Annotated in this window: 23 protein-coding genes; 7 read left to right on the top strand and 16 right to left on the bottom strand. The window is 43.1% G+C overall.

Going from position 1 to position 23,455, the window contains the following annotated elements:
- Positions 1 to 77: 77 nt before the first annotated feature.
- Positions 78 to 761 (bottom strand): lipoprotein-releasing ABC transporter ATP-binding protein LolD, encoded by a 684-nt coding sequence (gene lolD / locus NI466_RS00990; RefSeq protein ID WP_004645694.1) that lies wholly within the window; start codon positions 759 to 761, stop codon positions 78 to 80.
- Positions 754 to 1,989: a lipoprotein-releasing ABC transporter permease subunit gene (locus NI466_RS00985; protein WP_004645695.1), complete on the bottom strand. Its 1,236-nt coding sequence runs from the start codon at positions 1,987 to 1,989 to the stop codon at positions 754 to 756. Before NI466_RS00985 ends, lolD begins: the two co-directional genes overlap by 8 nt.
- Before the next feature lie 26 nt (positions 1,990 to 2,015).
- On the opposite strand from NI466_RS00985, the gene NI466_RS00980 reads away from it, so the two are divergent.
- Entirely contained in the window at positions 2,016 to 2,579 is a 564-nt protein-coding gene (locus NI466_RS00980) for a PilZ domain-containing protein (RefSeq protein WP_005252467.1), read from the top strand.
- Positions 2,580 to 2,588: 9 nt separating this feature from the next.
- On the opposite strand, the gene NI466_RS00975 is transcribed toward NI466_RS00980, so the two are convergent.
- Positions 2,589 to 3,503 (bottom strand): DMT family transporter, encoded by a 915-nt coding sequence (locus tag NI466_RS00975; protein ID WP_253172433.1) that lies wholly within the window; start codon positions 3,501 to 3,503, stop codon positions 2,589 to 2,591.
- A 21-nt stretch (positions 3,504 to 3,524) separates the two neighbouring features.
- A complete protein-coding gene (locus NI466_RS00970) occupies positions 3,525 to 4,010 on the bottom strand; it encodes a YaiI/YqxD family protein (protein ID WP_253172485.1) in 486 nt (161 codons plus the stop codon).
- A gap of 249 nt (positions 4,011 to 4,259) precedes the next feature.
- On the opposite strand from NI466_RS00970, the gene NI466_RS00965 reads away from it, so the two are divergent.
- Complete coding sequence (locus NI466_RS00965) at positions 4,260 to 5,192, top strand: hypothetical protein (protein ID WP_219308810.1); 933 nt, start codon at positions 4,260 to 4,262, stop codon at positions 5,190 to 5,192.
- A gap of 409 nt (positions 5,193 to 5,601) precedes the next feature.
- On the opposite strand, the gene NI466_RS15905 is transcribed toward NI466_RS00965, so the two are convergent.
- Together NI466_RS15905 and serC are read right to left on the bottom strand one after the other, a co-directional pair.
- A complete protein-coding gene (locus NI466_RS15905) occupies positions 5,602 to 5,733 on the bottom strand; it encodes a hypothetical protein (protein WP_005103875.1) in 132 nt (43 codons plus the stop codon).
- Between the two features lie 40 nt (positions 5,734 to 5,773).
- Positions 5,774 to 6,853, bottom strand: a complete 1,080-nt coding sequence (gene serC, locus NI466_RS00960; RefSeq protein WP_253172432.1) for a 3-phosphoserine/phosphohydroxythreonine transaminase — start codon at positions 6,851 to 6,853, stop codon at positions 5,774 to 5,776.
- Between the two features lie 360 nt (positions 6,854 to 7,213).
- On the opposite strand from serC, the gene NI466_RS00955 reads away from it, so the two are divergent.
- Genes NI466_RS00955 through NI466_RS00940 form a run of 4 tightly spaced genes read left to right on the top strand, consistent with a single transcriptional unit; the run spans position 7,214 to position 12,043 of the window.
- Complete coding sequence (locus NI466_RS00955) at positions 7,214 to 8,674, top strand: TolC family protein (protein WP_253172431.1); 1,461 nt, start codon at positions 7,214 to 7,216, stop codon at positions 8,672 to 8,674.
- 11 nt (positions 8,675 to 8,685) lie between these two features.
- Positions 8,686 to 9,816 (top strand): HlyD family secretion protein, encoded by a 1,131-nt coding sequence (locus NI466_RS00950; RefSeq protein WP_253172430.1) that lies wholly within the window; start codon positions 8,686 to 8,688, stop codon positions 9,814 to 9,816.
- Positions 9,816 to 10,946 (top strand): ABC transporter permease, encoded by a 1,131-nt coding sequence (locus tag NI466_RS00945; RefSeq protein ID WP_253172429.1) that lies wholly within the window; start codon positions 9,816 to 9,818, stop codon positions 10,944 to 10,946. The genes NI466_RS00950 and NI466_RS00945 overlap by 1 nt, the downstream gene beginning before the upstream one ends.
- Positions 10,943 to 12,043, top strand: coding sequence for an ABC transporter permease (locus tag NI466_RS00940; protein WP_253172428.1), 1,101 nt, complete (start codon positions 10,943 to 10,945; stop codon positions 12,041 to 12,043). The genes NI466_RS00945 and NI466_RS00940 overlap by 4 nt, the downstream gene beginning before the upstream one ends.
- A gap of 27 nt (positions 12,044 to 12,070) precedes the next feature.
- Here the strand turns inward: NI466_RS00940 and NI466_RS00935 are convergent, their stop codons facing one another.
- The 6 genes from NI466_RS00935 to NI466_RS00910 form a co-directional block, all read right to left on the bottom strand.
- A complete protein-coding gene (locus tag NI466_RS00935; protein WP_253172427.1) occupies positions 12,071 to 12,496 on the bottom strand; it encodes a DUF3887 domain-containing protein in 426 nt (141 codons plus the stop codon).
- Between the two features lie 68 nt (positions 12,497 to 12,564).
- Complete coding sequence (gene gyrA / locus NI466_RS00930; RefSeq protein WP_253172426.1) at positions 12,565 to 15,546, bottom strand: DNA gyrase subunit A; 2,982 nt, start codon at positions 15,544 to 15,546, stop codon at positions 12,565 to 12,567.
- 320 nt (positions 15,547 to 15,866) lie between these two features.
- Entirely contained in the window at positions 15,867 to 16,526 is a 660-nt protein-coding gene (locus NI466_RS00925) for a hypothetical protein (protein ID WP_253172425.1), read from the bottom strand.
- A 179-nt stretch (positions 16,527 to 16,705) separates the two neighbouring features.
- Complete coding sequence (locus NI466_RS00920) at positions 16,706 to 17,638, bottom strand: FAD-binding protein (protein WP_005247651.1); 933 nt, start codon at positions 17,636 to 17,638, stop codon at positions 16,706 to 16,708.
- Between the two features lie 18 nt (positions 17,639 to 17,656).
- Entirely contained in the window at positions 17,657 to 18,409 is a 753-nt protein-coding gene (locus tag NI466_RS00915; RefSeq protein ID WP_004731799.1) for an electron transfer flavoprotein subunit beta/FixA family protein, read from the bottom strand.
- A 524-nt stretch (positions 18,410 to 18,933) separates the two neighbouring features.
- Positions 18,934 to 19,539 carry a LysE family translocator gene (locus tag NI466_RS00910; RefSeq protein WP_005252483.1) on the bottom strand — a complete coding sequence of 202 codons (606 nt, stop codon included), beginning with the start codon at positions 19,537 to 19,539 and terminating at the stop codon, positions 18,934 to 18,936.
- Positions 19,540 to 19,651: 112 nt separating this feature from the next.
- Here NI466_RS00910 and NI466_RS00905 point away from each other — a divergent pair, with 112 nt between their 5' ends.
- On the top strand, positions 19,652 to 20,146 hold the full coding sequence (locus NI466_RS00905) for an Lrp/AsnC family transcriptional regulator (RefSeq protein ID WP_004645712.1): 495 nt from the start codon (positions 19,652 to 19,654) through the stop codon (positions 20,144 to 20,146).
- Between the two features lie 211 nt (positions 20,147 to 20,357).
- On the opposite strand, the gene NI466_RS00900 is transcribed toward NI466_RS00905, so the two are convergent.
- The 4 genes from NI466_RS00900 to dapF form a co-directional block, all read right to left on the bottom strand.
- A complete protein-coding gene (locus tag NI466_RS00900; protein WP_219308794.1) occupies positions 20,358 to 20,741 on the bottom strand; it encodes a hypothetical protein in 384 nt (127 codons plus the stop codon).
- A 231-nt stretch (positions 20,742 to 20,972) separates the two neighbouring features.
- The gene (gene xerA, locus NI466_RS00895; RefSeq protein WP_005252485.1) at positions 20,973 to 21,908 is read right to left on the bottom strand and encodes a site-specific tyrosine recombinase/integron integrase; all 936 of its coding nucleotides are present in this window, start codon (positions 21,906 to 21,908) and stop codon (positions 20,973 to 20,975) included.
- Positions 21,909 to 22,514, bottom strand: coding sequence for an alpha/beta fold hydrolase (locus NI466_RS00890; RefSeq protein WP_005252487.1), 606 nt, complete (start codon positions 22,512 to 22,514; stop codon positions 21,909 to 21,911).
- Between the two features lie 85 nt (positions 22,515 to 22,599).
- Positions 22,600 to 23,445, bottom strand: coding sequence for a diaminopimelate epimerase (gene dapF, locus NI466_RS00885; protein WP_129716706.1), 846 nt, complete (start codon positions 23,443 to 23,445; stop codon positions 22,600 to 22,602).
- Between the last annotated feature and the right edge of the window lie 10 nt (positions 23,446 to 23,455).

Here is a 23,455-nt window from a genome sequence, read left to right as displayed (position 1 = left end):
TTCTGTCTTGTTATTATTTTGCCCAATAATAAAGCCCACCGGAGTGAGCTTCAATCAAATGCGAATATTCTCGTTATTTATGGTTCAATCCAGAGACCATCCTGCATATGTAAAATCCGATCTGCTGCATGGGCTAGCTGTTCATCATGCGTCACAATCAGCATCGCCATATTGAACTCACGTTGCAATTCGGTCAGCAGTTCAAAAATCTTTGCTGCAGTCTTGCGGTCTAGATTTCCGGTCGGTTCATCGGCCATCATCAGTTTAGGTTTACCGACCACTGCACGCGCCAAAGCTACACGCTGACGCTCACCTCCGGATAATTCACCCGGCTTGTGAGTCAGACGATGCGAAAGACCAACACGTTCCAGCAAATATTCGGCCTGCTGTTTGGCTTCCTTAAACTTCATGTTGTCGCGTAACATCAGCGGCATGGCCACATTTTCCAGTGCCGTAAATTCTGGCAACAGGTGATGAAACTGATAAACAAAGCCCAAATGCTCATTCCGCACATAACCGCGTTCTGCTTCAGACAAGGTATCAAAACGGCGGCCATTCACCATGACCTGACCTGACGTCGGGCGATCCAATCCACCCAAAACATGTAATAAGGTACTTTTGCCTGAACCACTTGAACCTACAATCGAAACAAACTCACCTGCTTTTACCTGTAGCGACAAGCCGCGAATCACATCGACAGTGGCCTTGCCATCGGTAAAGGATTTGTGAATATTCTGGGCATCTAAAATCAGATTACTCATAACGCAAAGCCTCTGCCGGTTGAATTTTTGCTGCACGTAAAGCCGGATAAATTGTCGCGACAAAACTGAGTGCCAGTGACAAGCCTACAATCACCAAGACATCCTGCCAGCGCAGATACGAAGGTAAGTAGTTAATAAAATAGGCATCAAACATATTCAGGCCTAAAGTATTGTTGAGCCAGCCAATAAAGCTACTGATACTGGTTGCCGCAATAATCCCGAGGATGGCCCCTGCACAAGTTCCAATCACCCCAATCACGGTACCTTGCACCATAAAGATTTTGGTAATGGTGGCAGGTGAAGCCCCCAAAGTCCTTAAAATGGCAATGTCCGATTTTTTATCCGTCACCACCATCACCAGTGAAGACACAATATTAAATGCCGCGACTAGAACGATCAGGAATAAAAGCAGGCTGACCATGGCTTTTTCCATCTGAATCGCGCTGAACAGATTACCATGGGTATAAGTCCAGTCCGAAGCATAGAAATTCCCCGGCAAATCACGCACAATTTCCTGAGACACTTGTGGTGCCAGGAAAATATCATCCAGCTTCATACGCACACCCTGCGCACCATCCGGTAGACGCAGCAAGGTCGAGGCATCATTTAAAGCGATATAACCCATCATCGAGTCAACTTCAGCACCAATACTGAAGATTCCCACCACTTTAAAACGCTTGAAACGCGGGACGACACCAGCTGGTGATGGGGTGGCTTCTGGCAAAACCAGAGTAATATTGTCATTTAAACCCACACCCATGGCATCGGTCATTTGCTTGCCCAAAACAATACCAAATTCACCTTTTTTCAGGCTGTCGATACTGCCCTCAACCATATGGTTTTGTATAATTGAAACTTTTTTCTCATACTCGGGTTCAATCCCGCTGACCATAATGCCGGCGACCTGACCCTGTGCGGTCAGCATGCCTTGTAATTGAGTAAAAGGTGCGACTCCCTGAACATGCTCATGCCCTTCAATTTGCTTTGCAAGTTCTGGCCAATTTGTTAAAATTTGTGTTGAGGAAACAGTCGCTTGAGGTATCATTCCTAAGACACGATTCTTTAACTCTCGGTCAAAACCATTCATCACAGACAACACTGTAATGAGGACTGCCACACCGAGTGTGAGGCCGATCATTGAGACCAACGCAATAAAAGAAATGAAGTGGTTACTACGCCGTGCGCGAGTATATTTCAACCCTATATACAGCGAGATTGGTTTAAACATAACCATCTAGTCCGAGGTAATAAATTATGGAAAATGTACAGCATCCAAACGGATTCACGGAAAGACGCGTTATGTCTCGAATCGATGCTGCCTTACGAATTAATTATCAGATTATTTCCGATGATGTTGCCTTAAATGATCCTTATGACTCTAACTTTGTCTTGCCCCGCTATTTTCTACTACTTGCAGAACTAGATCAATTTGATCACGCGGTTAACTACGAATTAGAACAATTATCTGAAAAAGATCAACAAATTGCTCGAATCTTATCCTTATTCAACCAAAAATTAAACCTTATTACCGGATCTTTGTATGACGCAATTGTACAAAGCATGTTACCTGTACCGGAGCAGGTGAACTTTTCAGAAACCGGTTTTAGCTTCTTTAGTGACCGCCCGATCACGGAAGGCACCTATCTGCACGTGACTTTAAGCCACCCGGAAAATTTCTTCCATATTGCCGCAACCGCTCAGGTTGCTTATAGCCGTGAAGAAGAAAATGGTAAATTCCGGACCGGTGCCTATTTTATTACCATGCATCCACAGGACCGAGTCAAACTGGGTGAATGTGTCAAAGCCGACTTTGCTTAAATCGTTGACTTAGTGCTGTTGGTTTGTTGATGGCAGGCGGGCAGCATAGCTGGCTTTAATTTCTCTGGAAAAGTATAACAATAAACCCGCCAGCAAAATGCCAACACCAACAACTGCTGCACCGGATAATTTTTCATCATTCATAATCACCCCGACAAATAAGGCCAGCATCGGCGTCAATACGGTGGTCAATGACAAAGTGGTCGCCTTGATTTTCTGCACCAGTTTAAAATAACAGAACATCGCAATCAGGGAAGCCATGATTACAGCATAACTGAGTCCAATCAGCGATTTAGCCTGCGGAATCTGGGTCGGTGCAAATTGCCAGATAAACGGCAACATGGCACAGGCCATGACCGCTGAGACGGCAATAGAACCGGCCGCTTGCGCCATGGGTTCTAAAGGTGCATTGACTTTTTTCACCCAGAACATAGAAGCACAATAAATAAAAACACTGAGCAACATCAGGCCTATGCCAATCGGCTGAATATGCTGATCTTTGCCACCTACACAGATAATGCCCAGACCCAGCAGCGCAATCGCCATACCACCCCACTGCGAAGCATACAGCTTAAGCTGAAATACAAAACGGCCAATCAATCCGGTCATGATCGGCGCCAGTCCGAACATCAGGGCAATAATGCCTGAACTAAGATAATCCGTGGCCAAATAGGTGAAAATCTGTGAGCCGATAAAACTGCATGCACCAGCCAGATAACTGTGCATGGATAATTTATCTAAGGGAAAACGGGTTTTAAACAGCCACAACAAGGCAAATGCAAAAGGCAAAGCCAGAAAGAAGCGCAGTGCCAAAGCCCAGAGCGGATGCAAATCCGTCACACTCCAGACAATCGCCAGCGGTGTCGTCGCCCAGATAAAAACCAATAAAAGATAGGTGACAATCATATTGGTTTGTGTCGGCATGCGAGTCACTCTGAATAAGGTTTAAAGCGCGGAAGTTTTACGTTTTTGTTTTTGAATGGTCTGATCGAGTGCGCTGGAGAATTCGCGTTTATCCCGTTCTGAAATCGGGGGTGGTCCGCCCGTTTGCACACCTGCACCGCGTAAGCTGTCCATAAAATCGCGCAGATGTAAGCGCGCTTTGACATTGGCCGTAGTATAAATTTCACCGCGGGGATGAATCGCAATCCCGCCTTTTTCAATGACTTCCGCAGCCAAGGGAATATCTTGCGTCATGACAATATCATACTCTTTCATACGCAGAATAATTTCCTTATCTGCAGCATCCGCTCCACTCATCACCTGAATTGAATTAATTCTAACCGAAGGTGTGATTCCGACTGGTTGATTGGCGACAAAAGTGACTTCCAGCTGATAGCGATCCGAAGCACGAATAATCACATCTCGCAGCATACGGGGCAATGCATCGGCATCGACCCAAAGTTTGAATGGCAACACAGGGCTTCCCATTAAGGTATAAATCATGGTTATTCTAGCAAATTGAGACGATCAGGTTGATGATTAAATCGCTCCATTTTCATTGCATCCGCTCTCTGTATTTTAAAAAATATGTACTCGGTAAAACTGGCGTGATTCACGCGAGAAAAAAATTGACTTCATTTGACTGGCATTTTAATTTTAAAATTCATTCGATTGACTTGAAAAATCGCAATGACCCTCGATTAACTATAAATACATCATCCAAGATCAATTGTGCATATGAAAAATCAGAATAGCCCAGAGATCATCACCATTGATGATCAAAATTTCGGTAGTCATGTCGAACACTGGACCTTGCTCACCGACAACCCTGGCACAGATGTACCACAGTGGTTAGGCAAAGCTCTTGATGAACCGATCATGCCGATGGGCCTTTGTACACAAGAATGTGATATGGATGCTGAGACCTGGCTGATTCAGGGACCGAGCAAAGCTGCGGTACAGTTGAGTCAAGTGATTGCCGTCGAAAACAATAAACCTCAAGCGGTAAAAACTGCATTCCCCTGCTTTGATAGCCCTTATCAGGTGAAAGCCACGATTGACCGGATTATTTCCTGTAAATCCAATACCCAAGCTGTATTGCGGCTAAATTTAGGTGCTAACAATATTATTTACGCTTTCGATAGCCTGTATAGCGTCAATCATCCGCATTATGAAAAAGACCAGTCCTATGTGGTGAATCTGAATGGCTGGGCCTATGAACTTGAAGCGGTTGCAGATCATGAGCATCTGGTGGTTGATGATCCGGCTTCGATCAAGCATCACCGTGCCTTGAATGATATTTTGGCTGCCAATAATGGTGTAGCGCCGGATAATTTGCAGGAACAGATTGATGCCTGGCAGCCGCAGTCCGAAGAAGATAAAGAACCTGTAACTGTAGATTTTTCTAAAATGGTGGCTTATCTATACGGCGAAACCATGGGTCAGGAAGATGAAGCCTGGTTCCAGGGCAATATTGTCGGTAAAACGACTATGCAATTTATGGATCAGGACTACACCCTGTATGATGTCACCCTGATTCATGATGAAGACCAGCCTGCGACCTTGATCCGGATTGCAACGCGGAATGACCAGTACAAAAACTTCCAGATTGGTCAGTATATTCGTGGTAACTTGTGGATTCAGGCCAATATTTATAGAAAAGCTGCCTAAGTTCAAACAGAAAAAGAAGATATTCATTTTGATGGGTATCTTCTTTTAATCCATCTATATTCTTATTTGTCATTTTAATTTTTGATTATTTTTTATACATATTTTCTAGCTTAATAATCTATTTAAATTCATTAAAAACCGAGTTATCCACATTTTTAAATTCAAAAAAATTCATTTTAAATATTTAAAATAACCTTAAAAATCTTATAAAAATAAGCGTTTGATTTCTCATATAAATAATCTGATGTCATGCAAATCTAATATTTAAATAAAATGAAAATTTATGCTCTTTATTAAAAATGTACTTTATTTAATCAATTTTTTATGATAAAAATACTCACAACAAATTAGTATTAACGATAAATAGATCGGACAATAAATATCTATGAAAATCGTGCAAGAAGAAACATTACAACAGGTCGAGCATCATCTTAGCTCCCGCTATAATATTGATATGATGTCCTGCCTTTTTTTCATGTTGGGGATGCTGATCTGCGGATTCATCCTGCATACTTTTATTTTCTAAAATTATTGTATTCATAAAAAAACCCAGCCTGTGCTGGGTTTTTTCGTTTCAGGAATTAACCATTGCGTTTGGCAAAGTCATCCATAAAGTTCACCAATGCTTGCACACCTTCTAAAGGTACAGCATTGTAAATACTTGCACGCATACCGCCCACCGAACGGTGACCAGCAAGATTCAATAAGTGCTGCGCTTCAGCTTCTTTCAGGAACTGTTTCTCAAGATCTGCATTGGCCAAGGTAAATGGTACATTCATGATCGAACGGTTTGCTTTTGCGATTGGATTCGCATAGAAATCGCTTTGATCGATATAACCATAAAGCAAGTTAGCTTTCTCAAGGTTCACCTTGTGCATGGCATCTACACCGCCATTTTCAAGCAACCACTCAAACACCAGACCAGATAAGTACCATGCATAAGTTGATGGTGTGTTGACCATTGAACCGTTTTTCGCTTGATCTGAATATTTCAAGATGCTTGGAATTTCAGGTTTGGCTTGATCAAGTAAATCTTCACGAATGATCACCAGCGTTAAACCAGCAGGCCCGATATTCTTTTGCGCGCCCGCATAGATCAAACCAAATTTAGAGACATCTAATGGTGCAGATAAAATACTAGATGAATAGTCGCACACTAATGGCTTGTCTGCTTCAGGAATTGAAGCAAATTGCAGACCGCCAATGGTTTCATTATCCGCATAATGTACATAAGCTGCATCCGCAGACAGGTTCCATTCGCTTTGTGCACTGATCGCATATTTGCCATCAATTTGGATACCCGCTTTTACAACGTTGATATCGCCATAACGTTGCGCTTCTTTCAAGGCTTTTTCAGACCAGATACCGGTATCGATATAGTCTGCTTTGTTGTTTTTGCCAAGCAGGTTCAATGGAATTGCCGAGAACTGTAGTGATGCCCCACCCTGCAAGAACAATACTTTGTAGTTCTCAGGAATATTCATGAGTTTGCGCAGGTCTGCTTCCGCTTTTTCAGCCATGGCAACATAGTCGGCACTACGGTGGCTCATTTCCATGATCGAAAGACCTTTGCCATGCCAGTCAAGCATTTCAGCTTGAGCTTTTTCAAGTACGGCAGTTGGTAATGCAGCAGGACCAGCACAGAAGTTGTACGCGCGCATGATTTTTCCTTTCAGAGTGAAACACAATAAAATGATGGCATTTAACCATATCTGGCAGGGTCTTGCACAAAATTATTTCAATCTATGAGTGAAGATAGAGTCAAAAAATCAATGTAGATTCACAAGATAAATTGACCAGTATTTTAGCCTGCTGTTTTTATCATCTTTGAACTAACAATTGAAAATATTCAAGATTAAGCTGTTTTTTAATTTTAGATAGTCTCTCTAAATTAGCCGATAAGTATTTGAAATACAGATGTAAAAGAAACAATACTATAACTTTACACTAGTTCTATCTGCATACCTTTGATTTATACTAGCCGGATAACATCACCGGCTTTAAATCAGTTTAGCGACTTTATGAACTTAAAGAAAAATAAAAGACAGCTTGTCTGGGGTTTAAATCTGCTTGCATCGATGATGTATGGCAGCTTTACTCATGCGCAGAGCATCAGCTTTCAGGACGCTGAACGTCAGTTGTTGCAAAATTCTTATAGTAGCCAAGCCTATCAAAGTCTGGAACAAGCTTCAAAACTTGAAGCTGAAGCAGTGAAAGGTATAGGTCTGCCACGAGTCGACCTGAATGTTCGTGCGTATGCCTTTCATAATGAACTCGATCTGCCTTTAGGTGCATTAAAAAATAATTTAGAGCAATCCTTAACGGATGGTGTCAATAATAGAATTGATGAACTGAACTTAGGGGGTCTGGCTGACCCGCTAAAAAATAGTTTAAGACAACCTATTCAAAATGGGGTGGGCTTAATTCCTGATAGTTCGCATGTCGTGCTGGATGACCAGGTGATTCGTCCGACGATTTCAGTCATGATGCCGCTTTATACCGGTGGACTGACAAGCAGCGCCAAAGAAATCGCCAATATTCAGGTCGGTCGCAGTCAGCTCAGCAACAAACAGCAGCAAGATACGCAGCGTTTTGAACTGATTCAAAGTTATTTCAATGTCCAGCTCCAAAAGCAACTGCATGCAGCAGCACTGTTTAACTTGAATGCCATGCAGCAGCATTATCGCAACGCCTTAAAGATGGAACAGCAAGGTTTTATCAGTAAAGGCCAGCGCATGCAATTTGAAGTGGCACGTAATAATGCCGAACGCAGCCAGCAAAACACACAAGCCAATTTGAATGCTGCGCTGTTCCAGCTGAATAATCTGCTTCAGGAAAGTAGCATCACCGAACTTTCGACGCCTTTATTTGTCAATAAAACCGAGCCACAGGCCTTAAATCATCTGCTAAAAACTTTTAGTCAGAACTCTGCGTTGATTCAAAAAATGCAGCTGGATACCCAATTGGCTCAAGCCAATGTCAAAGCCCAGCAAGCAGCTAAAAAACCGAATGTTTTTGCTTTTGGCGAATATAGTCTGGATCAACATGAAAACTGGATTGTCGGGATTGCCGCACGCTATAACCTGTTTTCCGGGATCGATAAAAACAAAAATATTCAGGCTGCCGAACTCAAACGCTCTGCCACAGAACTTCTCACTGCACGCACCCAGCAGGAAATTGAAAATCTGATTTATAAATCTTATAGCGAAGCACTCAGTGCACAGCAAAGTGATGCGCTTCTGGCACAAAACTTGAAAGCCGCACAGGAAAATTTACGCATCCAAGAATTGTCCTTTAAAGAAGATATGGGCACCGCCATACAGGTCATCGATGCACAAAATATGCTGAGCGGACTACGAGCCGAAACTGCCTTGAATGCTTACAAATATGTGATGTCACTGGCCACACTATTACAAAGCCATGGCTCGATTGCAGAATTTCCGAACTACATCCAACATACCAACACTCACTATATTCGCTAATGGAGCCGAACATGAACGAAGATCAAAAACCCAATGATCCTGTGAATGAAGCGGCTTCATCCAGCGATACAGAAAAATCTCCTGTGCAACAGGTAGAAACAAAAACTGAAATAGAAAATAACGCGACGACTTCGACCGAGCAACAACAAACTCCTGAAATCGCTAAAAAGAAAAAATATTTATTGCTCGCCCTGATTCCAGTTCTGCTGGCAGTCATCGCTTTTGGATTGTGGAAAAGCTACCAACCGGCTCCGCTTGAATTGCAGGGTCGTGTAGAAGCTGAAACAGTTCAGGTGGCGACCAAAGTGCCAAGCCGTATTGAAGAAATTTATGTAGAAGAAGGTCAGCGGGTCAAAAAAGGCGATGTGCTGGTGCGCTTAAACAGCCCGGAAATTCAGGCCAAAAAACAGCAAGCCGCAGCGGCTTTACAATCTGCGCTGGCCTTACAATCGACTGCTGAACGTGGCTCGCAAGAAGAAAATATCGCGAGCCTGTATGCCAACTGGCAATCGCTGAAAGCACAGCAAAATTTAACCAAAGTTTCTTATGAGCGTGGTGCAAATTTATTTAAGGAAGGTGTGATTTCACGCCAGCGCCGTGATGAATTGTATGCAGCCAGTCAATCAGCGGCACAAATGACAGAAGCAGCGTATCAGCAATACGCACGTGCCAAACGTGGCAGCACTTCGCAGCAAAAGAGTTCTGCCGATGCACAAGTAGATATTGCCCAGGCTGCGCTGGATGAAGCCAATGCATTAGAGGCAGAAACCCAATTAGTAGCACCTGTAAACGGAACGGTGTCTAAAACCTATGGCAAAGTCTCGGAGCTGGTAGCCACCGCAGTCCCTGTGGTCAGCCTGATTGAAGATCAAATGTGGGTGAGCCTGAATATTCGTGAAGACCAATATGCCCCATTTCAGAAAATGAGCAGTATTGAAGGTTATATTCCCGCCCTAGATAAAACCGCTACTTTTAAAATCAAACAGATCAGTGCCGAGGGCGAATTTGCCACCATTAAGACCACACGCCAAACCGGCGGCTATGATGTAAGAAGTTTTAAGCTGCATCTTGTGCCCGCACCAGCCATCCCTGAACTCAAAGTCGGGATGAGCGTGTTATTTAAACTGAAAGAGACCCCATAATGTGGACGGGTATATGGCGCGAACTGCGCTATCTGCTCCGCGAAAAATGGGATCTGTGTCTGGTCACGCTCGCACCTGCACTGGTGATTATTTTATTCAGCAGCATGTTTGCTCAAGGGAAACCGGATCATTTACCGATTGCGATTATTGATCAAGACCAGAGTGCGCTGAGTCAAAGCATTTATCAGCATGTGGCACTGAATCATACTCTTAAAATTGCTACGGTGTCGGAACAAACAGCTGAAATTGAGCGCCTGTTAAATCAAAATAAAATTTGGGGTTATATCCATATTCCCAGCGGTGCCGAGCAACGTCTGGTTCGTGCCCAGGATGCTGACATCAGTATTGCCTTTAACCAGAGTTATTTCAGTATCGGAAATACCATTTCCTCTGCCATGCTGGTTAGTACCCTGCAAGCACTGGCTGAATTTAGCGGACAGCAATATCTGGGCAACCGGCTGCCTTCTCTCGAAGCACCGTCACCGCATATCAAAATATCGCCGCTGTATAATCCGCAGCTGAATTATGAATTCTATCTGGAACCCTATGTCATTCCGGCAATTCTGCATTTACTACTATGTTGTTGTGTGGCATTTTCCGTCGGTCAGGAACTGAAGCGGCAGACCTTAACAAGCTGGATCAGCAACTCATCCATCTGGATGGCATTACTGTCTAAGAACCTGGTCTATGTGGCTATTTTTAGTGTGTGGACCTGGGTCTGGATGTTCTGGCTGATTGAAATTCGCGGCTGGTTTGTTGCCGGCTCGCTCGCCCTGATTCTATCGGCACAATTTCTGCTATATAGCGCCTATGCATTTTTAAGCAGTGCAGTGGTTCTGGCGACCAAAGATTTAAGTAAATCTTTCGGCATCATTGCGGTTTATGGCGGTTCATCTTTGAGCTTTGCCGGTGTGACCCTCCCTTTAAATAATGCGCCCCTGTTCACCCAGTTTTGGGCCAACATTATTCCGTTTACGCCCTATGCCAAATTACAAACTGAACAATGGGTGATTGGTAGTCCATTGCATATTTCACTGCAAGCTGGATTGATCCTGCTGGTCTATGCCCTAGTCTACGCTCTGCTGGCTTATCTGTTTCTTAAAAAAATAGCCAAAGGAGCAGTCCAATGAAGTCCCTCTGGTTTTACTATCTACAAAGCTTTAAAGATATCGTCAGTCACGGCACGATCTTTACCACGCTGATTCTATCCGTCTTGTTTTACAGCTTTTTTTATCCAACCGCTTATCAGGCACAGCAGGCTGAAGCCTTACCGATTATTATTGTCGATGAAGAACAAAGTAGCTTAAGTACCCGCATTATTGGTCAGGTGGCACAAAGCCCCAATGTCGAAATTCAGGCGATTACCGGAAATTTTGCCGAAGCCAAACAATGGGTGGAATCTCAAAAAGCCGATGGCATTTTACTGCTGCCGGACAATTTATCGCAAAGCTTAAGGCATGGTGAAACAGGTGGCATTGGACTGTATTTAAGTACAGCCAACTTTTTAGTGACCAAACAAATTGGTCTGGGCTTAGCCACATCGGTTGAGCAAACTTTGGCAGACTACACTGAACGCTTTGGTGAGGTCTCGGATTTTTCACCTGCCCTTTCTGTGCATCAAATTCCTTTATTTAATCCGCTGTCCGGCTATGGCAGCTATGTCTTTCCTGCGGTTGCACCTTTAATTATCCACCAAACCATTCTTTTAGGTTTGAGTATGCTGATTTTGGTATATCGGGAAAGAAAAGTAGAATTAAACGCAAATGCGTTCATTGGTATGTGTTTAGCGGTCTTCACCATTGGCTGTCTGGGATGTTTCTATTTATTCGGCTTTAGCTTCTGGCTATTTGATTATCCGCGCGGTGGCAACCTGCTCGGGATGCTGCTGGCTGTTGCGGTTTTTATCTACACGATAATTGGCATGACCTGTCTATTTGCCAGTTTTCTGGATCTGCCAGAACGTGCGGGTCATGTGATTGTATTCACTTCCATTCCACTGTTCTTTTTATCTGGTGCGGCCTGGCCGCATGCCGCCAAGCCCATCTGGATGCAAGTCGTTGGCGAAATCCTGCCTTCCACCCAAATTGTGCAGATGTTTATTCAACTCAATCAGATGGGTGTGCCTACTGCACTGGTCTTGCCTAAACTGCTCTATCTTGGAATGATCGGCAGCTTGTGTTTTTTCCTGGCTTATCGACGTTTAATTCCTATTCATCAAAGCAGATAGAGCATTATAGTAATGCTCCTATTCCACTTATTTACTCGACTCACCAAAGACCTGAATATTGAAATTGCGAATCTTGTTGCTGCCATTCGGCTTGTCAAAACTCACATCATACTGAACCAGATTCTCCGGATAGGAAATTTCATAGCTGACCTTATATTGTCCCGGTTGATTGGTTGCTTCTTCAATCTCTTTGGTCATTAAAGTCTTAGACTTGTATTCACCTTGAGGAATTGAACGTGAAAAGCGTTTCATCAGCTTTTCATTATCCTTAAACTGGGTTTGCAACTGCGGTTCTAACTGATCCAAAAACTCGTCATATTTCCCGTCACGCAAATCCTCATAGGCTAGCTGTGCCGCCTTTTCCTGTTCAGGACTCGGATTCGGAATATTGTCCATTGAATTACAGCCACTCAATGCAACCGCTGCTGCTAACAACATTAATTTGGTTTTCATCGCTTACCCTTATGCGGTCAAGGTTTATAAAAAAGGACGCCGAAGCGCCCTTTTTATCAGTAAAAAACTTATTCTTCTACTGAATTTTCACCATCTTTTTCAACTTGCTCAGTTTCAGCTGCTGAATCTGTTTCTGCCACTAAAGCGTCTTCGCTTTCAATCGCTTCAACAAACTCATCTTCTTCAACAGCTTCGATTGAAACCACACCGACCAGCAATTCCTCATTACCTAAGCGGATCAGACGAACACCCTGTGCGTTACGACCAGTTTGCGCCACTTCAGATGCACGGGTACGAACCAGCGTACCGCCATCTGAAATCAGCATCAGTTCTTTAGACGCATCAATGGCAACAGCGCCCACCAATTGACCATTACGTTCAGAGGTCTTGATCGCAATCACGCCCTTACCGCCACGTTTCTTGGTCGGGAAGTCGTCTACTGGAGTACGTTTACCATAACCATTTTCAGATGCACACAGTACTTCGCCAGTTTCAGGTACAACAACCAGTGATACGATTCGGCTAATCAATGCTGAATCTGAACCATCTTCGTCATCAGACTCGATCTCAGTTTCGTCATTTTCTTCTAGCTGTGCAGCTGCACCAATGGTCACGCGCATACCGCGTACACCTTTGGCAGAACGCCCCATTGAACGTACATCAGTCTCTGCGAAGCGAATAGCTTTACCTTCATTCGAGAACAACATGATTTGCTGTTCGCCATCAGTAATCGCCACACCAATGAGGGTATCGTCACCATTCAACTCAATCGCACGTAAACCGTTTGAACGAACATTCGAGAACTGCTCAAGCTCTACACGTTTAATCGTACCGTATTCAGTCGCCATAAACACATAGAAGTTTTTACGTACCGCTTCAGCCTGCTGAGCAAAGTCATTGATGATGTCATCATCAAGATCTGTTGCAGAAAGCTCCAAGCCCAACTGTTTCAATTGAATACGCAATGCATCAGAAATATCATCTGCACCATCTTCAGATTCTGTCAGCGCTGCTTCAAGCTCGGCAAAATGAGCATTGATCACTTCATTGCTTTGCAACTGCGCTGCATTGGCTTTTACAAATGCCTTGAAGTCAGCCAGACGTTCTTTGAATTTCTTCGGCGCATCAATCACAGGCAAGATTGCGGTAATGGTCTCGTTTTCATCCAGTGGCAGCAAGTTCACCATTGGGCGACCTTTGGCACCACGTGAGGCTTGCGGCACTTCATAGACTTTCAGACGGTAGACCTTACCAACGTTGGTAAAGCAAAGTACCGTCGCATGACTTGACGTCACAATCAGATGTTGAATGTAATCATCTTCTTTCATGCTGGTCGCAGACTTACCACGGCCACCACGACGCTGTGCAGCGTAGTCAGACAATGGTTGAGTTTTCGCATAACCTGATTTCGATACCGTCAGAACCATTTGCTCTTCAGGAATCAGATCTTCACGAGAGAAATCGATACGTGACTCGACAATCGACGTTTTACGTGCATCGCCATACTGCTGAAGAATCAAGGCCAGCTCTTCACGAATCACGTTCATCAACAGATTAAAGTCATTTAAAATGGCAGTTAATTCAGCAATTTGTGACAGAATTTCACTATATTCCGCATGTAACTTGTCTTGTTCCAGACCAGTTAAACGATGCAAGCGAAGTTCCATAATTGCATTCACCTGGGTTGGTGACAGACGATAAATCTCGCCTTCCAAACCAAACGGGCGACTTGGGTCTTCACCTTCAATCTCATCCGGACGCACAGAAACTGAACCGGCTTTTTCCAGCAAGGCCAAAACACCGCCACCTGCCCACTCACCTGCCTGCAAACGCTCACGCGCTTCAGCCGGATTCGCAGAACTCTTGATAGTTTCGATGATGGCATCAATATTCGCCAAGGCAACGGTTAAACCTTCCAAGATATGACCACGTTCACGCGCTTTGCGTAATTCGAACATGGTACGACGCGTGACCACTTCCTGACGGTGACGGATAAACGCTGCAATAATGTCTTTCAGGTTCATCAATTTTGGTTGGCCATTGTCCAGGCAAACCATATTGATGCTGAAAGAGTTTTCAAGTTGTGTGTTCTGGAACAGGTTGTTCACGATCACTTCGGCGTTTTCACCGCGCTTCAGGTCAATCGCGATACGCATACCGTCTTTGTCAGACTCGTCACGAAGCTCTGAAATACCTTCCAGTTTTTTCTCTTTAACCAGTTCAGCAATACGCTCAATGGTTTTTGCTTTATTAACCTGATATGGAATTTCAGTGAAGACAATCGTGGTGCGGCCATTCTTCGGATCTTCTTCGAAATGGTATTTACCACGGATATGCAAACGGCCCTTACCGGTACGGTATGCATCGACGATACCTGATTTACCGTAAATGATGCCGCCTGTCGGGAAATCCGGACCAGAAATATGTTCCATCAATCCTTCAATGCTGATTTGAGGATCATTGGCATAGGCCAGACACGCATTCACAACTTCAGTCATGTTATGCGGCGCCATATTGGTCGCCATACCAACTGCAATACCAGTGACACCATTAATCAATAAGTTCGGAACACGGGTTGGCATGACTTGAGGAATACGCTCAGAGCCATCATAGTTGTCTTCCCACTCGACGGTATCTTTTTCAAGATCCGCTAACAGTTCGTGGGTCAGTTTACGCATACGCACTTCGGTATAACGCATGGCTGCTGCGCTATCGCCATCGACCGAACCGAAGTTACCTTGACCATCAACCAATTGGTAACGCAAGCTGAAATCTTGCGCCATACGTACAATGGTTTCGTATACGGCATAATCACCATGCGGGTGATATTTACCGATGACGTCACCGACTACACGTGCAGACTTTTTATAAGCTTTGTTATAGTCATTGCCTAATTCGTGCATTGCGAAAAGCACACGACGATGAACAGGTTTTAAACCATCTCGTACATCGGGCAATGCACGTGACACAATCACGCTCATCGCATAATCGAGATATGAGCTTTTAAGTTCATCCTCAATGGCAATCGGTCTAATTTCCGATACGCTCATGCATACTCCTTATTCTACAAGCCAATTTTGGCTTGTATTTATATGTCGTAAAACTAGCAAAATCATTAACTCAAACGACTGAGTTAAAAACTAAAATACAGCCCTAAATTATAGCATAAACACTTGTATTTTTGTGTCGAAATATTCAGCTTAACCTTGTTAATTATCTTCATTTTAGTGATCATTTTCTTGTTATTTCAAAACCGAAAACCAGCACATCCAGACAGGATTTTTCCATACCCAAAATTTTGAGAAATACAGTACTATAAAAACAAAATGCGCCAATCAACTGGCGCATCTTCATCGTTTTTTCTATATTTTTATTGTGTCTGGTTCAGTACTTTACGATAGCTCAGCACAGCCACAATCAATAAAACTGGCAATAACATCTCCACCCCTTCCTCAATGGTCATAATCATGATTTGTGTATGCGGCACCAACTGGATGCCGAATTCATCTTTCAGGGTTGAAGTCGTGCGATCGAGCACCTTGCTCAGTCCGCCACAGGCAATGGTAAGGAAGATAAAAAAATGTGCAATATTCAAAGAATCTTTCATGCTTCGTATGGTTTGAACCAATTTTTTCGCCAATATCAGAAAGACAAAAATAATCCCGAGCAATAAAATAAATCCGAGCAGCTTATCCATGAGCGGAATTTCAGCACTACGATAGAAATTCGTTTTGATAAAACTCATTTCAAACACCTGCTTATGAAAATCCATTTCCCGTAATCCCAATAATGTCGCTGCTATAGCCGTAAACACTCGGGTATTGGGCTTGATTTCAACATTAAGTAAACACAGCACTGCCAGCAAGTACCATAACCATGGACTCATGACTTCAAAAGCGCCTGATTCACTAAATAAATACTGAGTCACCGCAGGCGGTGCATTCAGGGCAGTATGAATACAAATACCCAGATAAAGCGCAATCAGCAGAAAACTAATGAACAGGATATGGGCGGCTTTGGAAAAGGACATGATTAAAAACAGGAGAAAAAGCAAACCGGGATTTTATCACTTTTCATGCAAATGAAATACTCTAGTTTCGACTGCCGAGTATTTTTAAAATTTTTGCATAAGAAAACGCCCTTGCACAAAACAGTAAAGCATTGCTTTTACTGCCTGCGCAAGAGCGTCTTTTGAACCCGATTCAGGAATTAGATTTTAGAAACCAATTCAGGAATAACAGTATTCAGGTCACCGACTAACCAGTAGTCAGCAACTGCATTAATTGGCGCTTCTTCATCTTTGTTGATCGCAACGATCACTTTAGACTCTTTCATACCCGCCAAGTGCTGAATCGCACCAGAGATACCTACAGCGATGTACAGGTCAGGTGCAACGATTTTACCCGTTTGACCCACTTGCATATCGTTTGGTACGAAGCCAGCATCTACTGCAGCACGTGAAGCACCTTGAGCAGCACCAAGCTTGTCAGCTAATGGATCAAGGATCTTGTGATAGTTTTCACCAGAACCTACACCACGCCCACCAGAAACAACAATACGAGCCGCTGTTAATTCTGGACGTTCAGATTTAACGATTTCTTCGTTGATAAACTTAGAAATACCCGCATCACCCGTAGACGCAGCAGCTTCAACAGCAGCAGAACCGCCCTCAGCAGCTACAGCATCAAATGCCGTACCACGAACAGTCGCCAATACGATGTTTTCGCCTGATTCTACAGTCGCAATTGCGTTACCTGCATAGATTGGACGTTTGAAAGTCTTAGGACTATCTACCGCGATGATGTCAGTGATCATGCTTACGTCAAGAAGCGCAGCTGCACGTGGCAAAATGTTTTTACCAGTTGTTGTAGAAGCAGCAAGGATATGTGTATAGCCTTTACCTAATTCAGCAACAAGTTTTGCCACGTTTTCAGCCAATTGGTTTGCATAAGCAGCGTCATCAGCAAGTAATACTTTGCTTACGCCCGCAACTTTAGCCGCCTGGTCAGCAACTGCCTGAGCGCCAGAACCAGCAACCAATACAGTGATATCACCACCGATTTTTTGCGCTGCGGCAACAACGTTTAAAGTAGCAGCGTTTAATGCTTTGTTGTCGTGCTCAGCGATAACTAAAATACTCATGATTTTTATCCTTCTGTATTAGATCACTTTCGCTTCGTTTTTCAATTTTTCTACAAGTTCGTCTACAGACTTCACTTGTACGCCAGCTTTACGCTCTGCAGGTGATTCAACTTTCACTGTTTTCAGTTTAGTTGCAGGGTTTACACCGAAATCTGCAGGTGACTTGGTATCCAGCGGTTTTTTACGCGCTTTCATGATGTTTGGAAGTGCCGCATAACGTGGCTCGTTCAAACGCAAGTCAGTGGTAATGATTGCTGGAAGTGTCAGCTCAACAGTTTGTAAACCACCGTCTACTTCACGTGTTACTTGTACTTTATCGCCATCTACTTTCACCTCAGAAGCGAAGGTACCTTGGCCTGCACCCATTAAAGCGCCCAGCATCTGACCAACCTGATTCGAATCATCATCAATGGCTTGCTTGCCTAGAAGAATCAATTGTGGTTGTTCAGCGTCAACAACGCCTTTCAGGATTTTAGCGATTTCCAGCGCACCCAGTTGGCTGTCATCAGCTTCAACCAGAATACCGCGGTCAGCACCAAGCGCCATTGCAGAACGGATTTGTTCTTGGGCTTCTTTAGGACCAATAGAAACAACAATGATTTCTGAAACAGTTCCTTTTTCTTTTAAACGAACCGCTTCTTCCACTGCGATTTCACAGAATGGATTAATTGACATTTTAACGTTAGTTAAGTCAACACCACTGTTGTCCGGTTTAACACGAACTTTAACGTTGGCATCAACCACACGTTTTACAGCAACAAGAGCCTTCATGTAATCCTCGGCTGTTTTAGCAAATGTAAATGTTGAGAAAAGTTAGTGTAACTCTTCACTTAAATTTTTTTAGGTGCCCTATCTTGCAATGTGTACGGCATTTCGGTCAAGTCACAATTCAACAAAGAGCTGTAAAAATGCGTAATTTTCCCTGAACGATGCGTTCACAATTAATTGTTATCGTTTTATTACAATGAAATGTATCAATATTTACTTAAAATTTAACCATTGATTTATATTATTTTTTTATCTGATTACTCACATCAGAAGTTTTGATTGATCAGTTTTAATCTAAATGGATTTAAAGCAGCTTGAAGCAAAATAGCCGGAATATACCTATGTCAGCTTTTGTCATTTTGGACAGAATTCTTTTTGAGAGCGAATTAAACCCAATATAAAGACAAATTGACCAAATAATAAACCAGCGCATTGAATTCTACGCCGACAAAGTGAATATTTAATTTCAAATCTTCGCAATTATAAAAAAAAGCATACTGCGAACAGTATGCTTTTTTGCAGCCAGATTAATTAATGATTAACCAGCTTGCGGCAAGTGCCAGTAAACCACCAGAAGTTCCATCCACCCATTTTTGTTTACGTTCATCCATTTGGGTTTTCTGGCTGATTTTGCTGAATAAAATACTTAAGCCACAATACACCACAAAAATCAGACTGATAAAAATAAAGGACAGAATCAAACCTTGACTGACAGTATTGGCCGATTTATCAATAAACTGCGGCAAAATCGCAAAATAAATCAACATGCCTTTCGGATTTAACAGTGCGGTAAAAAAACCTTTTTTAATCGGATTGGCCGACGTCTTTTTCTCAATGTTCAGCGCATTTTTACTAAATACCGATTTGAGCAAACCAAAGGCTAAATACAGCAAATAAGCAATCCCGAGCCAGCGAATCGTTTCAAACAGCACCGGAAAAGAGACAATAATAGCCGCAATTCCGAGTGCCACCAGGATCGAATGCACCAGATAGCCACAACACACCCCTAAGGTTGCCATCATGCCTGCTTTTGCATCTTTACCCATCACTTGAGACAGGATAAATAACATATCGGGTCCAGGCGTAAAAATCAGGGGCAGCACAGTCAGTGCAAAGAGTACAAATACAGACATTTCCGTTTCCTTTCAAACTCTAGAAAGTGAAATAAGTATCTGCGATTTTTTACAAAATTGGCTTTCAATTTATTTTATAATACGTATTATTTTTCAAATATTATTCTAATTTATGAAAATATCCACCAAGTCTGTACGGGTAAAACTTGATCGAATTGATAAAAATATCATTCGACATTTACAGGCCAATGGCCGTATTCAGAATAATGATCTGGCACGTGAAATCGGACTTTCACCTTCGTCCTGTTTACGCCGGGTAAAATTACTGGAAGATGCAGGCGTCATTCAGAATTACACGACTATTGTCGATCAACAAAAAATTGGTTTTCAGTTGATTTTATTTTCACGCATCTGGCTGGTCGGTCAGGATGCCGAAACTATTGATACCTTTATTGAGGCGATGAAAGAATTGCCGCAAGTGATGGAGTGCTACATTATTTTGGGGGAAAGTGATGCGATGCTGAAAGTTGTGGTGCCTGATCTGGAAAGTTACCGTAAATTTCAGTCGACCCATCTGACCAAAAAAAATGGTATTACCAGTGTCAAAACAGATTTACCGAGTCAGATTATTAAACAGAGTTTCCAGCTGCCTTTAGAAGATTTATAGGCAAACTGATTTTAGACAACGACGCTATGTTCTTAATTTAAGATTTGCATAATCGTATGCTTGCTTAAACCATAACATGTGCTGCAAGCGCATAGATTGCAAGTTCTCGTATAAAAAAGGTTGCCTATAATAGAAGACAACCTTTTCCTTTTAAACAAAGCCAAACCACAGGACTGAGTCTTATTTTTATGCTGTGTGGATGCTTCAGAATTTACTCAGTTTCTTGTGCTAAAAAATCACGATGTACATGGCTTAAATCTACCAGCTCATAGTCTGCCAATTCAAAAATTTGCCAAATCGCAATCGCATCTTCTTTTAAATCGACTGCTTGGGTCGCACGATTCGACAATTGCCATTGCAAGTCAGAAATCCATAAATAGTATTGTCCAGTCGCCGCATTAAAGGCCTGAACTTTCCCATCGGCATTAATGCCTTGAATGATGGCGCCTTCAGGTAAAGTCGCTTCAAGATTGGGTAAGCTAATGTCCACGAAATGTTTGATTTGTCGCAGACCATAACCTGCAAACATTTCTTTTTGAGCTTCACTTAACTGTGCATATTTTTGCTCTACATCTGCAATTACCAGTGTGTCCATGTCACCTCCCATCGGTCAAATGCTGAGACTCTACTCAGCAATATTTCATTTTAAATATTAAATAGTATTTATTGTTATACCTGAAATGGCGCATTTAACGAATAAGACAATAGTGAAATGCTTACCCGAACGCCAATGTTCAGTTCAATTCCATTTTAAGGTTTATATATGAAAGTTTTGTGCCAAAAATACAATTTTCATGATTTTTATTCTTTAAAACTGGGCACATGATCAATCTTCTTTATGCTGCGCACGCGGATGGGCCTGATCATAAATCTGGGCCAGATGGTCAAAATCAACATGGGTATAAATTTGCGTGGTGGTTAAATTACTGTGTCCCAGCATTTCCTGCACCGCACGTAAGTCCCGGCTATTCGACAACATATGACTGGCAAAACAATGTCTTAACAAATGCGGATGCAGATCGACATTGACGCCTGCGCGCTGCGCCTGAAACTTGACCCGATTTTCAATTTGTCGTGCACCGAGCGGATTGCCTTTCTGGGTAATAAATACATTCGCCTCCGGTACAAAATCGCCATTCCATAAAGGATAAACCTGCAACCAAGCCATCACGCTGTCTTTGGCCTTGGAACCGAAAGGCACTATCCGGGTTTTATTGCCTTTACCAGTAATGCGTAATAACTGCCGGTTGAAATCAATATCTTTAATTCTCAGGCTTTGCAGTTCTGCCAGACGCAGCCCACTGGAATAAAGCAATTCTAACATCGCTTTGTCCCGGAGCCACATTTGCTGTTGTATTTCATTTTCAGGCGCAGGCTGATCAATAATTTGGTTGACGGTTTCAATATCCACCATGCCCGGCAAAGGACGCGATTGACGTTTTAACTGAAAATCATCCGCCGGATTAAAAGCCATATGCTGAGCCTGCTCGGCCCATTTCATAAACTGACGAATAGCCGAAAGCATACGTTGCAGGCTGCTAGGACTGAGCTGATGCTGTTCCACTTTTTCAGCCAGAAACTGGCGTAAATCGGTGGCTTCTACATCGTTTAAATTGAGCTGCTCACGCTGGCAAAACTCTAAAAAATCTGAGACATCACGTTCATAGGCTTGCAAGGTATGTTTGGACTGGTTTTGAATTTCACGTTCTTTCAGCCACATGTTAAGCAAGAGTTGAGGTGGGACAATCACTGCTTGCTCCATTTAGAGTTGCTCCAAATAATCTTGAATCAGCATTGCAACCTGATTTGCATGAGAATTGGCAAAGAAATGATCTCCACCTTGGATAATATGCAATTTTGCATTTTTAAAAATTCCTGCCAAGTATTGTCCAAGCTGAACAGTACTTAAAGGATCATGATCGCCCCAGATCAGTAAGATCGGAATGTCAAGACTTTCAAGCTGAATGCGGCTAAATTCAGTTTGGTCTTGTACAAACCAGTCCGGTGCTGTTTTAAAATGTTCATGATAATCTGTTCGCCAGTCTGCACAATGAAATGATTGCAAATTCAGGCCACCAGATGTCGCCAACAATACCAGTCCTTTGACTTTCTGTGGATGCTTAAGTACCAACCCAACGGCCAATACACCACCCATAGACTGGGCAATCAGAATGGAATCATCCTCTATCTGCTTTTCCACGAATTCTTGCAAATCATGCAGATTTTGAATGGCCAAATTTGGTGCTACGCCATCAAAGCTTGGATAGGCAATGACTTGCTGATCTGGATAGCCGGTTAATGCTGCCTTTAATGGCTGCCAAAAGTGCTGGCTTCCTGAAGCACCCGGCAGGAACACAAGCTTATTCATCTCGGTCAAATTCTACGGTTTTTCCCATCCTAGCATAAAAAAAGCACCATCAAAGACAGTGCTTTTTTCTCAAGCGGAACCAAGCTTAACCCTGGAAATAACGTAAATCCAGACGTCCTTCATACACAGTCGCCGTTGGTCCGGTCATCCAGACCACATCACCTTCTTTCCACTCAATTTGTAACTTTCCGCCTGCCAGTTCAACTTCGACTTTACTCGAAAGCAGACCACGGCGCATACCTGAAATTGCGGCAGCACAGGCGCCTGTACCACAAGCCAAGGTCTCGCCTACACCACGCTCATATACACGTAAACGTGCATGTTTTTCATCAATAATCTGCATAAAGCCAGCATTGACCCGTGCCGGGAAGCGCGCATGCGATTCAACTTGTGGACCAATACGTGCGACATCGGCAGCAATCACATCCGGTACAATCGTCACCGCATGTGGATTACCCATATTCACAACATCAATCGTCAGCTTTTCACCGCCAGCGAGATCAATGTCATACAGGCTTTCTGGTGCATCGGCCAGGAATGGAATTTCCTGAGGCAGGAATTTTGGATAGCCCATATTGACCCGTACCCAACCATTCGCACCCAATTCCGGCTCTACAATACCAGATTTGGTTTGTACCTTGATTTTGGTTTTGGTGGTGAGCTGACGATCATGTACAAATTTGGCAAAACAGCGCACGCCATTGCCACATTGTTCCACTTCTGAACCATCGGCATTAAAAATCCGATATTTAAAGTCTGCACTTGGGACATCGGGTGGCTCAACCACCAAGAGTTGATCAAAACCAATGCCAAAGTTACGATTGGCCAAACGCTGAATGGTCAAAGTGTCTAAATAAGCACGCTGGCTGATCAGATCAACCACCATAAAGTCATTGCCCAGACCATGCATCTTGGTAAATTCTAATAACATCCTGATTTAT

It is taken from the genome of Acinetobacter lwoffii, assembly GCF_024129595.1.
Taxonomy (GTDB): Bacteria; Pseudomonadota; Gammaproteobacteria; order Pseudomonadales; family Moraxellaceae; genus Acinetobacter; species Acinetobacter lwoffii_O.
Note: the sequence above shows the minus strand (reverse complement) of the source record. Positions and strands in the feature narration are given on the sequence as shown.

Excerpts from the sequence above, each read along its gene's own strand:
- lolD (WP_004645694.1), bottom strand. The coding sequence starts at position 761 with ATGAGTAATCTGATTTTAGATGCCCAGAATATTCACAAATCCTTTACC.
- NI466_RS00985 (WP_004645695.1), bottom strand. The coding sequence starts at position 1,989 with ATGTTTAAACCAATCTCGCTGTATATAGGGTTGAAATATACTCGCGCA.
- NI466_RS00980 (WP_005252467.1), top strand. The coding sequence starts at position 2,016 with ATGGAAAATGTACAGCATCCAAACGGATTCACGGAAAGACGCGTTATG.
- NI466_RS00975 (WP_253172433.1), bottom strand. The coding sequence starts at position 3,503 with ATGCCGACACAAACCAATATGATTGTCACCTATCTTTTATTGGTTTTT.
- NI466_RS00970 (WP_253172485.1), bottom strand. The coding sequence starts at position 4,010 with ATGGGAAGCCCTGTGTTGCCATTCAAACTTTGGGTCGATGCCGATGCA.
- NI466_RS00965 (WP_219308810.1), top strand. The coding sequence starts at position 4,260 with ATGAAAAATCAGAATAGCCCAGAGATCATCACCATTGATGATCAAAAT.
- NI466_RS15905 (WP_005103875.1), bottom strand. The coding sequence starts at position 5,733 with ATGAATACAATAATTTTAGAAAATAAAAGTATGCAGGATGAATCCGCA.
- serC (WP_253172432.1), bottom strand. The coding sequence starts at position 6,853 with ATGCGCGCGTACAACTTCTGTGCTGGTCCTGCTGCATTACCAACTGCC.
- NI466_RS00955 (WP_253172431.1), top strand. The coding sequence starts at position 7,214 with ATGAACTTAAAGAAAAATAAAAGACAGCTTGTCTGGGGTTTAAATCTG.
- NI466_RS00950 (WP_253172430.1), top strand. The coding sequence starts at position 8,686 with ATGAACGAAGATCAAAAACCCAATGATCCTGTGAATGAAGCGGCTTCA.
- NI466_RS00945 (WP_253172429.1), top strand. The coding sequence starts at position 9,816 with ATGTGGACGGGTATATGGCGCGAACTGCGCTATCTGCTCCGCGAAAAA.
- NI466_RS00940 (WP_253172428.1), top strand. The coding sequence starts at position 10,943 with ATGAAGTCCCTCTGGTTTTACTATCTACAAAGCTTTAAAGATATCGTC.
- NI466_RS00935 (WP_253172427.1), bottom strand. The coding sequence starts at position 12,496 with ATGAAAACCAAATTAATGTTGTTAGCAGCAGCGGTTGCATTGAGTGGC.
- gyrA (WP_253172426.1), bottom strand. The coding sequence starts at position 15,546 with ATGAGCGTATCGGAAATTAGACCGATTGCCATTGAGGATGAACTTAAA.
- NI466_RS00925 (WP_253172425.1), bottom strand. The coding sequence starts at position 16,526 with ATGTCCTTTTCCAAAGCCGCCCATATCCTGTTCATTAGTTTTCTGCTG.
- NI466_RS00920 (WP_005247651.1), bottom strand. The coding sequence starts at position 17,638 with ATGAGTATTTTAGTTATCGCTGAGCACGACAACAAAGCATTAAACGCT.
- NI466_RS00915 (WP_004731799.1), bottom strand. The coding sequence starts at position 18,409 with ATGAAGGCTCTTGTTGCTGTAAAACGTGTGGTTGATGCCAACGTTAAA.
- NI466_RS00910 (WP_005252483.1), bottom strand. The coding sequence starts at position 19,539 with ATGTCTGTATTTGTACTCTTTGCACTGACTGTGCTGCCCCTGATTTTT.
- NI466_RS00905 (WP_004645712.1), top strand. The coding sequence starts at position 19,652 with ATGAAAATATCCACCAAGTCTGTACGGGTAAAACTTGATCGAATTGAT.
- NI466_RS00900 (WP_219308794.1), bottom strand. The coding sequence starts at position 20,741 with ATGGACACACTGGTAATTGCAGATGTAGAGCAAAAATATGCACAGTTA.
- xerA (WP_005252485.1), bottom strand. The coding sequence starts at position 21,908 with ATGGAGCAAGCAGTGATTGTCCCACCTCAACTCTTGCTTAACATGTGG.
- NI466_RS00890 (WP_005252487.1), bottom strand. The coding sequence starts at position 22,514 with ATGAATAAGCTTGTGTTCCTGCCGGGTGCTTCAGGAAGCCAGCACTTT.
- dapF (WP_129716706.1), bottom strand. The coding sequence starts at position 23,445 with ATGTTATTAGAATTTACCAAGATGCATGGTCTGGGCAATGACTTTATG.